The organism is uncultured Microbacterium sp., assembly GCF_963524805.1.
GTDB lineage: Bacteria > Actinomycetota > Actinomycetes > Actinomycetales > Microbacteriaceae > Microbacterium.
This window is the reverse complement of the sequence record NZ_CAURGG010000001.1, coordinates 434,160-447,199: the sequence shown is the minus strand read 5'-3', so window position 1 is coordinate 447,199 and position 13,040 is coordinate 434,160. Positions and strand designations below refer to the sequence as shown.

General features: G+C 70.1%; 14 protein-coding genes. 1 reads left to right on the top strand and 13 read right to left on the bottom strand.

The features are described 5' to 3' along the window. Nucleotides 1-30: 30 nt before the first annotated feature. From nusB to RWQ91_RS02135, 13 genes are all read right to left on the bottom strand, one after another. A complete protein-coding gene (gene nusB, locus RWQ91_RS02195; RefSeq protein WP_314502376.1) occupies nt 31-441 on the bottom strand; it encodes a transcription antitermination factor NusB in 411 nt (136 codons plus the stop codon). A 1-nt stretch (nt 442) separates the two neighbouring features. Continuing rightward, nucleotides 443-1,003 (bottom strand): elongation factor P, encoded by a 561-nt coding sequence (gene efp / locus RWQ91_RS02190; RefSeq protein WP_091490897.1) that lies wholly within the window; start codon nt 1,001-1,003, stop codon nt 443-445. A gap of 91 nt (nt 1,004-1,094) precedes the next feature. Then, nucleotides 1,095-1,553, bottom strand: coding sequence for a type II 3-dehydroquinate dehydratase (aroQ, locus tag RWQ91_RS02185; RefSeq protein WP_314502373.1), 459 nt, complete (start codon nt 1,551-1,553; stop codon nt 1,095-1,097). A gap of 9 nt (nt 1,554-1,562) precedes the next feature. Next, entirely contained in the window at nt 1,563-2,645 is a 1,083-nt protein-coding gene (gene aroB / locus RWQ91_RS02180; RefSeq protein ID WP_314502372.1) for a 3-dehydroquinate synthase, read from the bottom strand. After that, nucleotides 2,642-3,187 carry a shikimate kinase gene (locus RWQ91_RS02175; protein ID WP_314502371.1) on the bottom strand — a complete coding sequence of 182 codons (546 nt, stop codon included), beginning with the start codon at nt 3,185-3,187 and terminating at the stop codon, nt 2,642-2,644. The genes aroB and RWQ91_RS02175 overlap by 4 nt, the downstream gene beginning before the upstream one ends. Next, nucleotides 3,171-4,400: a chorismate synthase gene (aroC, locus tag RWQ91_RS02170; RefSeq protein ID WP_314502370.1), complete on the bottom strand. Its 1,230-nt coding sequence runs from the start codon at nt 4,398-4,400 to the stop codon at nt 3,171-3,173. The genes RWQ91_RS02175 and aroC overlap by 17 nt, the downstream gene beginning before the upstream one ends. 4 nt (nt 4,401-4,404) lie before the next feature. After that, nucleotides 4,405-5,244 carry a shikimate dehydrogenase gene (locus RWQ91_RS02165; RefSeq protein ID WP_314502368.1) on the bottom strand — a complete coding sequence of 280 codons (840 nt, stop codon included), beginning with the start codon at nt 5,242-5,244 and terminating at the stop codon, nt 4,405-4,407. After that, on the bottom strand, nt 5,238-6,842 hold the full coding sequence (mltG, locus tag RWQ91_RS02160) for an endolytic transglycosylase MltG (protein WP_314502367.1): 1,605 nt from the start codon (nt 6,840-6,842) through the stop codon (nt 5,238-5,240). The genes RWQ91_RS02165 and mltG overlap by 7 nt, the downstream gene beginning before the upstream one ends. A gap of 1 nt (nt 6,843) precedes the next feature. Continuing rightward, nucleotides 6,844-7,317: a Holliday junction resolvase RuvX gene (gene ruvX, locus RWQ91_RS02155; protein ID WP_314502365.1), complete on the bottom strand. Its 474-nt coding sequence runs from the start codon at nt 7,315-7,317 to the stop codon at nt 6,844-6,846. Continuing rightward, nucleotides 7,314-9,974 (bottom strand): alanine--tRNA ligase, encoded by a 2,661-nt coding sequence (alaS, locus tag RWQ91_RS02150; protein WP_314502364.1) that lies wholly within the window; start codon nt 9,972-9,974, stop codon nt 7,314-7,316. Before alaS ends, ruvX begins: the two co-directional genes overlap by 4 nt. 53 nt (nt 9,975-10,027) lie before the next feature. Then, a complete protein-coding gene (locus tag RWQ91_RS02145; protein WP_314502363.1) occupies nt 10,028-10,345 on the bottom strand; it encodes an ATPase in 318 nt (105 codons plus the stop codon). A gap of 98 nt (nt 10,346-10,443) precedes the next feature. Next, a complete protein-coding gene (gene rpsD / locus RWQ91_RS02140; RefSeq protein ID WP_091490880.1) occupies nt 10,444-11,073 on the bottom strand; it encodes a 30S ribosomal protein S4 in 630 nt (209 codons plus the stop codon). A 164-nt stretch (nt 11,074-11,237) separates the two neighbouring features. Beyond that, on the bottom strand, nt 11,238-12,545 hold the full coding sequence (locus RWQ91_RS02135) for a replication-associated recombination protein A (RefSeq protein ID WP_314502908.1): 1,308 nt from the start codon (nt 12,543-12,545) through the stop codon (nt 11,238-11,240). Nucleotides 12,546-12,707: 162 nt separating this feature from the next. Between RWQ91_RS02135 and RWQ91_RS02130 the strand changes: the two genes are divergently transcribed. Beyond that, the gene (locus tag RWQ91_RS02130; protein WP_314502358.1) at nt 12,708-13,031 is read left to right on the top strand and encodes a dioxygenase; all 324 of its coding nucleotides are present in this window, start codon (nt 12,708-12,710) and stop codon (nt 13,029-13,031) included. Nucleotides 13,032-13,040 lie beyond the last annotated feature (9 nt).

Genomic DNA, 13,040 nt, shown 5'->3' with positions numbered 1-13,040 from the left:
AGGGGCGTCGGACGCTGCCCGACGCCGCGATCAGGTCGAGCGGGCGATGCGCGCGAGCACTCCGTGGACGAATGCGCCGGAGTCGTCGGTCGAGAACTCCTTGGCGAGCTCGACGGCTTCATCGATGGCGACGGCCGTGGGCACCTCGTCGTTGTAGAGGATCTCCCACACCCCCATCCGCAGCAGCGCGCGGTCGACGGCGGGCATGCGCGCGAGCGACCAGTCCTTCGCGAACGTCGTGATCTGCTCGTCGATCTCGTCCTTGTTGTCGATCACGCCGTCGACGATCTCGCGCGCGTAGAGCCACGACGTCTCGCGAGACGGCTCGTTGGCTGCGCGCGTGGCCTCCGCCGCGAGCGTGACGCCGAGCGCGTCGCCGCGGATGTCGGACTGGAACAGGATGTCGAGGGCGCGCTTTCGCGCCTTGGTACGGGCGCTCAAGTCAGTTGACGCGGCCCAGGTAGTCGCCCGTGCGGGTGTCCACCTTGACCTTCGTGCCGGTCTCGAGGAACAGCGGCACCTGGATCTCGTACCCGGTCTCGACCGTGGCAGGCTTGGTGCCGGCCGAGGAGCGGTCGCCCTGCAGGCCCGGCTCGGTGTAGGTGATCTCCAGGACCACGGATGCCGGCAGCTCGACGTACAGCGGGTTGCCGTTGTTCAGGGCGATCTGCACCTGCTGGTTCTCGAGCAGGAAGTTCGCCGCCTCACCCACGACGGTGGCCGGGACGGTGAGCTGGTCGTAGTCGGCGACGTCCATGAAGACGAAGCCTTCGCCGTCGTTGTACAGGTAGGTGAAGTCGCGGCGATCGACGTTCTCGATCTCGATCTTCGCGCCCGCGTTGTACGTGCGGTCGACCGTCTTTCCCGAGACGACGTTCTTCAGTTTCGTGCGCACGAACGCGCCGCCCTTGCCGGGCTTGACGTGCTGGAACTCGATGACATTCCACAGCTGTCCGTCGATGCTGAGGACGACGCCGTTGCGGATGTCTGCGGTGGATGCCATGGCTGTGAAGTTCCGTTCGTGAGGAAAGACGGCGGGTCGGAGAGCGACCCGACGTTCGATTCTACGGGATGGCCCGCGAAGCGCCCGGATCTCAGCCCTCGGCTTGACCGGCGATGACGGCGATGAGCCGCTCGACCGCGGTCGCGTAGCCCTGCACGCCCTCGCCGACGACGTGCACCGCCGCGACATCGGACACGTACGAGTGGCGGCGGAACTCCTCGCGCTCGTGCACGTTGCTGATGTGCACTTCGGCCACCGGGAGATTCACGGCGGCCAGCGCATCGCGAAGGACGACCGAGGTGTGGGTCAGCCCGCCCGGGTTGATCACGATGCCCGCGCACGACCCGCGTGCCGCGTGGATCGCATCCAGCAGAACGCCCTCGTGATTGCTCTGGATCGCATCGATCTCGAAGCCGTGCGTCGCGGCGGTCTGAGCCGCGAGCGCCTCCACGTCGGCGAGGGTCTGAGCGCCGTAGATCTCCGGTTCGCGGGTGCCCAGCAGATTGAGATTCGGGCCGTTCACCAGCAGAAGTCGTCGAGGGGTGCTCACGCACTCACCCTAACCGGCGACCTCCTGGTACGCGGCGAACAGGAGCGACTCATCGGGTGCCCGCAGCACGGTCGGGCGTGCGATGTCATCCAGCACGATGAAGCGCAGCATCCCGGCGCGGCTCTTCTTGTCCCGCTGCATCGTGGCCAGCAGCTGCGGCCACGCGCCGGCGCGGTACGTGGTCGGAAGTCCCAGCAGCTCCAGCACGTCGCGGTGCCGCTGGGCAGCGGCATCCGGAAGTCGTCCGGCCAGGCGCGACAGCTCCGCCGCGTACATCATCCCGACCGAGACGGCCGCCCCGTGACGCCACCGGTAGCGCTCGGCGTGTTCGATCGCATGCCCGAGGGTGTGGCCGTAGTTCAGGATCTCGCGCAGGCCCCCCTCGCGGAAGTCCTCCCCCACGACCTGCGCCTTCATCGAGATCGCGAGTTCGATGCAGCGCCGGAAGGCGTCGGTGGTCGGGTCGACGGCGGCCTCATGGTCTGCTTCGATCAGGTCGAGGATCTCGGGGTGCCAGATGAAGCCGGCCTTGACCACTTCTGCGAACCCGGCGACGGACTCGTTCGGCGACAGGGTGGACAGCAGATCCAGGTCGCACACGACCGCCGCGGGAGCCCAGAATGCCCCGACGAGGTTCTTCCCCTCGGCCGTGTTGATGCCGGTCTTGCCGCCGACGGCGGCGTCGACCATGCCGAGCACCGTGGTGGGCACCTGCACCACCTGCACCCCGCGCAGCCAGGTGGCGGCCACGAAGCCGGCGAGGTCGGTCACCGCTCCGCCTCCGAAGCCGACGACGGCGTCGGTGCGGGTGAAGTCGGCCTGCCCCATCACCTGCCAGCAGAACGCGGCCACTTCGACTCGCTTGCCGGCCTCCGCGTCCGGGATCTCGGCCAGAAGCACCTCCCGCGTCCCGTCGGACATGAGCCTCTCGCGCAGCTGCGCCGCCGCGGCGCCCAGCGTCGGAGGGTGCACGACGAGGACTTTGCGCACCGTGGGCGCCAGCGCCTCGCCGACGCGATCCAGGATGCCGCGGCCCACGACGATGTCATAGCCCGCCTCGCCCGTCACGGAGATCGTGCTGGTCTGGCTCATGCCTGCTCCTCGGCTTTCTGCGTCTGCTGCGCCCACTGGACGATCTCGGCGACCACGGCGGCGAGCGGGCCGGACGAGGTGTCCAGCGTGAGGTCGGCGACCTCGTCGTACAGCCGGCGCCGTTCCGCGAAGATCTTCTGCCAGCGTCCGACGGGGTCGGCTTCGGCGAGCAGAGGCCGGTCCGTGCCCTGGATGCGTCCGGCCACGATCCGGGGCGAGACCGTCAGGAAGACCACCCGCTGCCCGGCGAGGTCGGCACGCGTGCGGGCATCGAGGATCGCTCCGCCGCCGAGGGCTACGACGCCGCCCCGCGTGAGCGCCTCGGCGACGGCCACGCGTTCGAGTTCCCGGAAACCGGCTTCGCCGACCTGCTCGAAGACCGCGGGAATCGGTCCGTGATCGCGGACGACGACCTTGTCGGTGTCGGTGAACGAGGTGCCGAGCGCGCGGGCCACACGCCGGCCGACGCTGGTCTTGCCGGCGCCCATGGGTCCGACCAGGACGATCGCGCTGACCGGGACCTCCCTAGAGGGCGAGGTCATGCTCGCTGAGGGCGGGATCGCTCGCGCTCGCGGTGCGGAGGGTCTCGGGGATCGCGGCGAGATATCCCTCGAGGTTGCGGCGCGTCTCGGCGACGCTGTCGCCGCCGAACTTCTCCAGCACCATCTCGGCGAGGACGACGGCGACCATCGCCTCGGCGACGACGCCCGCCGCCGGGACCGCGCACACATCGGAGCGCTGGTGGTGCGCCGAGGCGGTCTCACCGGTTGAGACGTCGATCGTGCGCAGCGAGTGCGGAACCGTCGCGATCGGCTTCATGCCCGCGCGTACCCGCAGCACCGTGCCGGTGGACATCCCGCCTTCCGTGCCACCCGCCCGGTCCGTCGAGCGGGCGATGCCGTCGGCCGTCGCGTACAGCTCATCGTGCGCCGCCGACCCCCGGCGGGTCGTGGTGAGGAACCCGTCCCCCACCTCGACGGCCTTGATGGCCTGGATGCTCATGATCGCCTGCGCGAGCTTCGAGTCCAGCCGCCGGTCCCAGTGCACGTGCGAGCCCAGTCCGGGCGGCAGGCCGTAGGCGAGCACTTCGACGATGCCGCCGAGCGTGTCGCCGTCCTTGCGCGCGGCATCCACCTCCCCGACCATCCGGGCGGAGGTGATCGGGTCGAAGCAGCGCAGCGGGTCGGCATCCAGGGCGTCGACGTCGTCGGCACCGGGAAGCGGAGCGTCCTCCGGGACGCGGACCGGGCCGATCGAGAGGGTGTGGCTGACCAGGCGGATGCTGAGCTCGGAGAGGAAGCCGCGAGCGATCGCTCCGAGCGCGACGCGGGCGGCGGTCTCTCGGGCGCTCGCGCGCTCGAGGATGGGCCGCGCCTCGTCGAAGCCGTACTTCTGCATGCCGACCAGATCGGCGTGACCGGGGCGCGGCCGCGTGAGAGCAGCACCCCGCCCGCGCGACATGTCGGTGAGATCCACCGGGTCGGGGCTCATGACCTCGACCCACTTGGGCCATTCGGTGTTGCCGATGCGCAGGGCGATCGGGCTGCCCAGGCTCAGCCCGTGGCGCACTCCGCCGGAGATCGTCAGCTCGTCCTCTTCGAACTTCATGCGCGATCCGCGGCCGTAGCCGAGCTTTCGGCGGGCGAGGTCGGCTTGGATGGCGGCGCGGGACACGGGGACGCCCGCAGGCAGGCCCTCCATGATGGCGACGAGTTCGGGGCCGTGCGATTCGCCGGCCGTGAGCACGCGGAGCATTCGTCTAGTCTCCCATGATGCTCGAGCGCATCGCCGCGAGGACGGCCGCCTCGTCGGGCAGAGCCGCGTCCGGGTCGCCGCCGACGAAGACGCGCACCTGCAGCAGTGCTTGGTGCAGCAGCATCGCGAGGCCGGAGAACGCCGGCGCATCGGCCCGCCCCCACGCGTCGGAGAGGGCGGTGGGCCAGTGTCCGTAGACGACGTCGAACAGCGTGCCGCCGGACGATGCGAGGGCATCCGCCGCGTCGGGCGGCACCGCGGCGTCGCCGGGGAGAGTGGCGATCGTCAGTTCAACCGAGCCGAACGGGTGCGAGAAGGGCACGGCGACGACCTGGAGCCCCTGATTCTCACCGAGTCGTGCCAGCGCCTCGACCGCGGAAGGCCGGCGAGCCACGACCTCGACGCGCGTCGCACCGATCTCGGCCAGGGCCACCAGCGCCGAGGTCGCCGTCGCGCCGGCGCCGACGATCCGCGCACTCTCGGCCCGGTCGACCCCGACCTCGGCGAGGGCCCGGACCAGGCCGCCGACGTCGGTGTTGAACCCGCGGTGGCCGGACGTGTCCAGCAGCAGGGTGTTCACGGCACCGGTGAGCTCGGAGTTGCGGTCGCGGCGGGCCGCTGCCTCGAAGGCGACGCCCTTGAGGGGCATCGTGAGCGACAGTCCGCGGAACTGCCGTGAGAGGCCGGCGAGTTCAGCGGCGAATCCCCGCTCCCCCACCTGCCGTCGCGCGTAGGTCCAGTCCCGTCCGAGGACGGCGTAGGCCGCGGCGTGCAGCTGCGGCGAGCGGCTGTGCGCGACCGGGTCCCCCCAGACCTCGAGGCGGCTGGCGTCAGGCGTCAGCATCCCGAATCGGGGTGGTCACCGCACCATGCCTGCCACTGCGCGACCGCGCGGTTGTGATCGGCGAGATTGCTCGTGAACACCGTCTCGCCCGTGTCGAGGTTGACCGTGACGAAGTAGAGCCAATCGCCGTCTGCCGGGTGCATCGCCGCGTCGATGGCGACATCGCCCGGGTTGGCGATCGGACCGATCGGCAGACCCGTGTTCACATAGGTGTTCCACGGGTTCGGGTCTGCCAGGGCCTCGGCCGAGGAGCTCACCGTGCCGTCGTGCATCTCGCCGTAGCCGAACTGCGCGGTCGAATCCATCTGCAGGAGCCCGAACGTCTCCTGATTGCTCTGGCTGAGCCGGTTCTCGATGACCCGCGACACCTGCTGCATGTCCTTCTCGTACCGCGCCTCGCGCTGGATGATCGAGGCGACCGTGAGGATGCGCTGGCGATCCTCTACCGGTACGCCGGCGTCGTCGAGCGACGCGATCGTGCGGTTGACGAGCGTGGCGATCACGTCCTGGGCGGTCACGCCCGGGTCGAACGTGTACGTCGCGGGGAAGAGCCAGCCCTCGAGCGGCTGCCCGCCGGCAGCGACGATCGCGGGATCCACGGGGACGCCGTAGACCGAGGGATCCGCCACAGCGGCCTGGAAGTCCTCGATCGGGATGCCGGTCCCCTCCGCGAGCAGGGGCAAGGACTGCTCGACCGTGAGCCCCTCGCGCAGCTGCGCGCTGTTCTCCATCTTGTTGGCGGGATCCAGCAGTGCGGCCAGGGCCGCCTCGGAGGTCATCTGCTTCTGCAGCTTGAAGACGCCCGGCACGAACGGGGGGTTCTGTGCGGTGTCGATCAGATAGTCGTAGAACGCTTCGGGGGTCTTGGTCACCCCGGCGTCGAAGAGGCTCTGCGAGATCGGTGATCCCGTGTCGCCGGCGGCGACGGTCACGAACGCCTCGCCGTTCGCCATGCCGGCCGCGTAGTCCTTCGGCTCTTCCCAGCCCATGACCTCGCGGATCTTGTCCTCGTAGGTCGTCCATACGTAGAAGGCACCCCCGGCGATGCCGCCGAGAAGCAGAAGGACGACGCCGAGGGCGATCCACCCGCCGATGCGGCGACGGCGCTTGTTCCTCGGCGGTGGCACCTCACCGAGGCTATCGGTGGTGTGCGCTCCGGTGAACAGATCCTCGAGGGTCGCGGTGGCGACCGGGCGCGCCGTGACCGTGGTGCCCTGCTCGTCGTCGCGTCCGCGACGATACGCGGGTCCGTCCTGGGCCGACGCGCCGCCGAGGAATGGCCACTCGTCGGCCTCGGTGACCACGGCCGACGAGACCGGCGCCGCAGCGGTGGGCGCCGGCGCGGGGGCCGCACTCGCCCGGGTCGCAGCGGCCGCGGGAGCGGGAGCGGCTGAGGATGACGCCCGGCGGGCGGCGGCCTCGCGCGCCTCCCGGCGCGAGAGGGGCGTGGTTGCTGACGCATCGCCCGCCGCGCCTGTCACCGGTGCCGCCGTGCCGCGTCCCCCGTCGTCGCCGGATGAGCGGCGGTCGCGTGGATCGGGGAGCTTGCCGAACAGATCCGCGAACGGATCGTCGAACGGCGACGGGGCATCGGGCATGTCAGGCGGGCTCCTGGGCCGTGGGGACGGGTGATCCGGCGGGCCGTCCGGTGCTCTTCTCGACATCGAGTGCCTGCTGCAGCAGAACGACGGCCGCGACCTGGTCAACAATGCTACGAGATGAACGCTGTGTTCTGCCCGAATCGCGCAGAACCGCGTGCGCCGAGACGGTGCTCAGGCGCTCGTCGATCATCCGGACGGGCACAGGGGATGCCGCCGCCAGGGCCGCGGCGAACTCCCGGGCGTCGGTGGTCGAAGCCGTGTCCTCGCCGCGCATGTTCAGCGGCAGGCCGACGATGAGCTCGACCGCGTCGTACTCGCCGGCGAGCTCGACGATGCGTCCGATCGAGGAATCGGAGCGCGCCACGGTCTCGACCGGCGTGGCGAGCATGCCGTCGGGATCGCACCGAGCCACCCCGATGCGCGCCTTGCCGACGTCGATTCCGAGCCGGACGCCCCGCCGAAAGCCCGTCACAGCGCGCCGAGCGCATCCTTCACGGCGCTGAGCGCGGCCGGAAGTGCACCGGCATCGGTTCCGCCGCCCTGCGCGACATCGTCGCGCCCGCCGCCCCCGCCGCCGAGCGTGGCCGCCGCGACCTTCGCGAGCGCGCCGGCCTTGGCGCCGGCAGCGCGGGCGCCGTCGTTCGTGGCGACGATGACGACCGGGCGCCCGCCGACCTCCGCGCCGATCGCGACGACACCGGCCTGCGAGCCGAGTCGATCCCGGATGCCCAGCGCGAGCGATCGCACGTCGTCGGCCGAAGTGGCCGAGCCGATGGACTCCGCCACGAGCCGGTGCGGACCGACCGCGACGGCGTTCGCTGCCAGGGCCGGGATGCGGTCCGTCAGCGCGCGCGCCTCGAAGGCGGCGATCTTCTTCTCGGCCGCCTTGAGGCTCGCGGCGAGCTCGGCGATGCGGTTCGGCAACTGGTCGCGCGGCGTCTTGAGGGTCGAGGTGAGCTGCGAGACGATCGCGCGCTCGGCGGCGAGTTCACGGAAGGCGTCACGGCCGACGAGGGCCTCGACCCGGCGGTTGGACGCGCCCACCGAGGACTCCCCGACCAGGTTCACCAGTCCGATCTCGGCGCTGGAGGAGACATGCGTGCCCGCGCAGAGCTCGCGCGACCACGGACCGCCGATGTCGACCATGCGCACCGTGTCGCCGTACTTCTCGCCGAACAGCGCCATGGCGCCGAGCGACTTGGCCTCATCGAGCGACACGATCCGCGTCGTGACCTCGAGGTTGTCCCGCACCGCGTTGTTCGCGATCTCCTCGATCTCGCTGCGTGTGTCGGCAGACAGCGCCTGGCCCCAGGTGAAGTCCAGCCGCATGTATCCGGCACGGTTGAGCGATCCCGCCTGGGTCGCGCTCTTGCCGAGCGTGTCACGCAGCGCGGCGTGCACCAGGTGGGTCGCCGAGTGCGCCTGCCGTGCGGCGCGCCGGTTGACCGCATCCACCACCGAAGTCGCCGGCTGACCGACCGCGACTTCTCCCGAGGTGACCTCGACGGTGTGGCTGATCAGTCCGACGACAGGCTTCTGCACGTCGAGGACCTCGAGCTCGTATCCCGGCCCGACGATGATGCCCTTGTCGGCGACCTGCCCTCCGGACTCGGCGTACAGGGCCGTGTCGGCGAGGATGACCTCGGCGATCTGGCCTGTCGTGGCGCGGTCGGCGGACACACCGTCCACCAGCAGCCCGAGGACCGTGGACTCGGTCTCGAGGTCTGTATAACCGGTGAAGACCGTCTCGCCGTGCGCGCGGAACTCGCGGTAGACGCTCGTATCGGCCAGTTGGCGCTTGCGCGAACGGGCGTCAGCCTTCGCGCGCGTGCGCTGCTCGAGCATGAGCGAGTCGAAGGCATCGCGATCGACGCTGAGCCCGGCCTCTTCCGCGATCTCCAGTGTCAGGTCGATCGGGAAGCCGTATGTGTCGTGCAGCAGGAAGGCCTCGGAACCGGCGATCGTGGTTCCTCCGGACTGCTTGGTCTGAGCCACGGAGAGGTCGAGCGTCGTCGTTCCGGCCGCCAGGGTGCGCAGGAACGTCTCCTCCTCGGCGAACGCATACGCCGACAGCCGCGGGTACTCGGTCTCCAGCTCGGGGTACACCGCCTTCATCGCGTCACGCGATGCGGCGAACAGCTCGGGGAAGGTCGGGCCGTCCACGCCCAGCAGGCGCATCGAGCGGATGCCGCGACGCATGAGCCGGCGCAGGATGTAGCCGCGGCCCTCGTTCGAGGGCGTCACACCGTCGGAGAGCAGCATGAGCGAGGAGCGCACGTGGTCGGCGATGATGCGCATGCGCACGTCGTCGCCGTGGTCGGCGCCGTAGCGTCGCCCGCTCAGCTGCGCGGCCAGGTCGAGCACGGGGCGCACCTGGTCGGTCTCGTACATGTTCTGCACGCCCTGCTTGATGAACGCGATGCGCTCCAGGCCCATGCCCGTGTCGATGTTCTTCTGCGGCAGCTCGCCGACGATGCGGAAGTCGTATTTCGAGGTCACGTCGTCGATCGCGTACTGCATGAAGACGAGGTTCCAGATCTCGACGTAACGGTCATCGTCCGTGATCGGTCCGCCGTCGACGCCGTACGCGGGCCCCTGGTCGAAGAAGATCTCCGAGCAGGGCCCGGCGGGGCCGGGAAGCCCCGTGCTCCAGTAGTTCGTGTCCTTGTCCAGGCGCTGGATGCGCTCTTCGGGAAGTCCCGCGATGCGCCGCCAGAGGTCGAACGCCTCGTCGTCTTCCTTGTAGACGGTCACCCAGAGGTCCTTGGGGTCGAAGCCCAGTCCGCCGTCGGCCTCCGACGTGGTCAGCAGCTCCCACGCATAGGTGATCGCGCCCTCTTTGAAATAGTCCCCGAAGGACCAGTTGCCGAGCATCTGGAAGAACGTTCCATGGCGGGGGGTCTTGCCGACCTCTTCGATGTCGTTCGTGCGGATGCACTTCTGCACGTCGGCGGCGCGCTTGTACGGGGCGGGGACGTCACCGCTCAGGTACGGGATGAACGGAACCATGCCGGCCACCGTGAACAGCAGGGCCGGGTCGTCCGTGACCAGGGAGGCGGAGGGGACGATGGTGTGGTCGCGCTTCTCGAAATAGCGCAGGAAACGGTCGGCCAGCTCGGCGGTCTGCATGGGAATCCTCGAAAAAGGGCGGCGTCCTTCACGGACACCGCCTGACGGGTGGGTCAGTCGGTGAGCTTGCCGGCGGCGCTCTTTGCCGAGGCGATCGCGTCCGTCGAGGCGTCGGCGGCGGCATCGATCGCGTCGGATGCCGATTCCCTTGCGGCCTCGACCGCTTCGCCGACGGACTCCTGCGCGGAGCCGACGAGCCCCGACATGCGTGCTTCCTGCTCGCGATACGCATCCCCGATGCGGTCGGTGAACTCCGTGATGCGCGCGTCGACCTCGGCGAGCACCTCGTGGCCGCGGGGGTCCTTGTTCAACAGATGCGCGGCGACGAAGCCGCCGATCACGCCGAGCAGGAACCACAGGAGGTTTCTCATGTCATCACTTCCTCAGCCGCGGGCGCGGCATCCCCTCATCGTAGTCGCGAACGCGAAAGGGCGCCGGGAGTGATCCCGGCGCCCTTCTGCGTTGCAACCTATCGCGCGGCGTAGTACTCGACCACGAGCTGGACGTCACCGGTGACGGGGACCTCAGCGCGCTTCGGGCGACGCACCAGACGTGCGTGCAGCTTGTCGAGCTCGACCTCGAGGTAGCCCGGAACCGGGGGCAGCACCTCGGCGTGACCGCCGGCGGCTGCGACCTGGAAGGGCTCGGTGCCCTCGCTCTTGGCCTTGACGTGGATGAGCTGACCCGGCTTCACGCGGAACGACGGGCGGTCGACGGTCTGACCGTCGACGAGGATGTGGCGGTGCACGACGAGCTGGCGGGCCTGCGCGGTGGTGCGGGCGAAGCCGGCACGAAGCACGAGGGCGTCCAGACGCATCTCGAGCAGCTCGACCAGGTTCTCACCGGTCAGGCCCTGCGTGCGGCGCGCTTCGTTGAACGTGTTGCGCATCTGCTTCTCGCGGATGCCGTACTGCTCGCGCAGACGCTGCTTCTCGCGGAGGCGGACCGCGTAGTCGCTGTCCTGCTTGCGCTTGGTGCGGCCGTGCTCACCCGGAGCGTACGGACGCTTCTCGAGGTACTTGGCGGCCTTCGGCGTCAGCGGGATGCCGAGCGCGCGGGAGAGGCGGACCTTGCGGCGGTCCTGGGACTTCGTGGGCACGGATGTGTCCTTCCAAAACGACATGGCCGCGTCTTTCGCGGACTCATGGACGTATCTCCGGCCCTTCCCTGTCAGCGCGCACGTCGGGGCGCACCGGAGGTGTGATGGGGAAAGGAGATACCCGAAAACTGCGTTTCGAGCCGGTCAAGTCTAACAGATCGGCTTCAGCCCCCGAGGATGCGCCGGATCTTCTCCAGCCGCGCCTGCACGTCCCGCTCCTGACCGTGACCGGTCGGTTCGTAATAGCGTCGGCCGGCCAGGTCGTCGGGCAGATACTGCTGCCCCACGACACCGACGTCGGAGTCGTGCGGATACCGGTAGCCCTTGCCGTGCCCCAGCCGCTTCGCGCCCGGGTAGTGCGCGTCGCGCAGGTGCGGCGGGACGCGGCCGAAGCCGCCCGCGCGGACATCGGCGATCGCCTTGTCGATCGCGAGATAGGCGGCGTTGGACTTCGCGGTGGTGGCGAGGTAGGCGGTCGCCTCGGCGAGCGGGATGCGGCCCTCCGGCATCCCGATGAAGGCGACGGCATCGGCCGCCGCCACCGCGATCACCAGCGCCTGCGGGTCGGCCAGTCCGACGTCCTCCGCGGCGGAGATCACCAGTCGCCGTGCGATGAACCGCGGGTCCTCCCCCGCCTCGACCATCCGGGCGAGGTAGTGCAGGGACGCATCGACGTCGGAGCCGCGAATGGACTTGATAAAGGCGCTGATGACGTCGTAGTGCTCATCGCCCTGCCGGTCGTAGCGCAGCAGGGCGCGATCGACCGCGCTGGCCACGTGGTCGGCGGTGATCTCCACGGGAGCCGTTGCGTGAGCCTCGGCCTCCTCGGACTCGTCCGAATGGTCCGCCGGTTCGGCGAGGGATGCCGCGGCCTCGAGCGCCGTCAGAGCCCGGCGTGCATCTCCGGAGGCCAGCCGCACGAGCGCATCGCGGGCTTCGGGCAGGAGGCTCACACTGCCCCCGAGGCCCCGCGAATCGCTCACCGCGCGATCGATCAGCATCCCGAGGTCCTCGTCGGTGAGCGGCTGCAGCGTGAGCAGCAGAGACCGCGACAGCAGAGGCGAGATCACCGAGAAGGAGGGGTTCTCGGTCGTCGCGGCGATGAGCACCACCCACCCGTTCTCCATGCCCGGCAGGAGCGTGTCCTGCTGCGCCTTCGTGAAGCGGTGGATCTCGTCGAGGAAGAGGATCGTGGACTGCCCGTAGAGGTCGCGCTGGGTCAAGGCCTCCTGCAGGACCTCGCGCACGTCCTTCACCCCCGCGGTGACGGCCGAGAGTTCCACGAATCGGCGGCCGGACGACCGCGCGATCGCCTGCGCCAGTGTCGTCTTCCCGGTGCCCGGGGGTCCCCAGAGGATGACGGATGCCGCCGCCCCCGTCGAGACGTCGGGACGCGCGAGCAGCACGAGCGGTGAGCCCGCCCGCAGCAGGTGCGACTGGCCCGCCACCTCATCCAGCGACGTCGGGCGCATCCGCACGGCGAGGGGGGTCTGCCCCTGGAACAGCGCGGCGGAGGTCACCGATCAAGGCTATCCGTCGCACCGGACGCCGGGTGCGGACGCGGTTTTGTCCCTGATGCGGACGGCCCGTAGGATCAACCCCGCCCGGGATGACCGGGGAGCGAGGGAGGTCCCGTGGCGACGGGTGGAAAGCAGCGGGACACGCGCTCCGAGCGTGAGCGGGTCCGGGTCTATCAGGCCCGTCAGGCGTTCCACGCCGGGCAGTCGCGGCGACGCACGCGCGACAACCTCATCGCCGGGATCGGCGGAGGGCTTCTGATCCTCGCGATCGTCGCGGGGCAGGCCGCCTACTTCATGGCCGGGCCGGGTGCCCCCGAGCCCACGCCGTCGTCGACTCCGACGCCGACCTCCACTCCGACGCCGTCCCCGGCCGGCACCGCCAGTCCCGACCCGACTCCGGCGGAATCGGTCGCGCCCACCCCGACCCCGACGCCCTGACGCGCCACG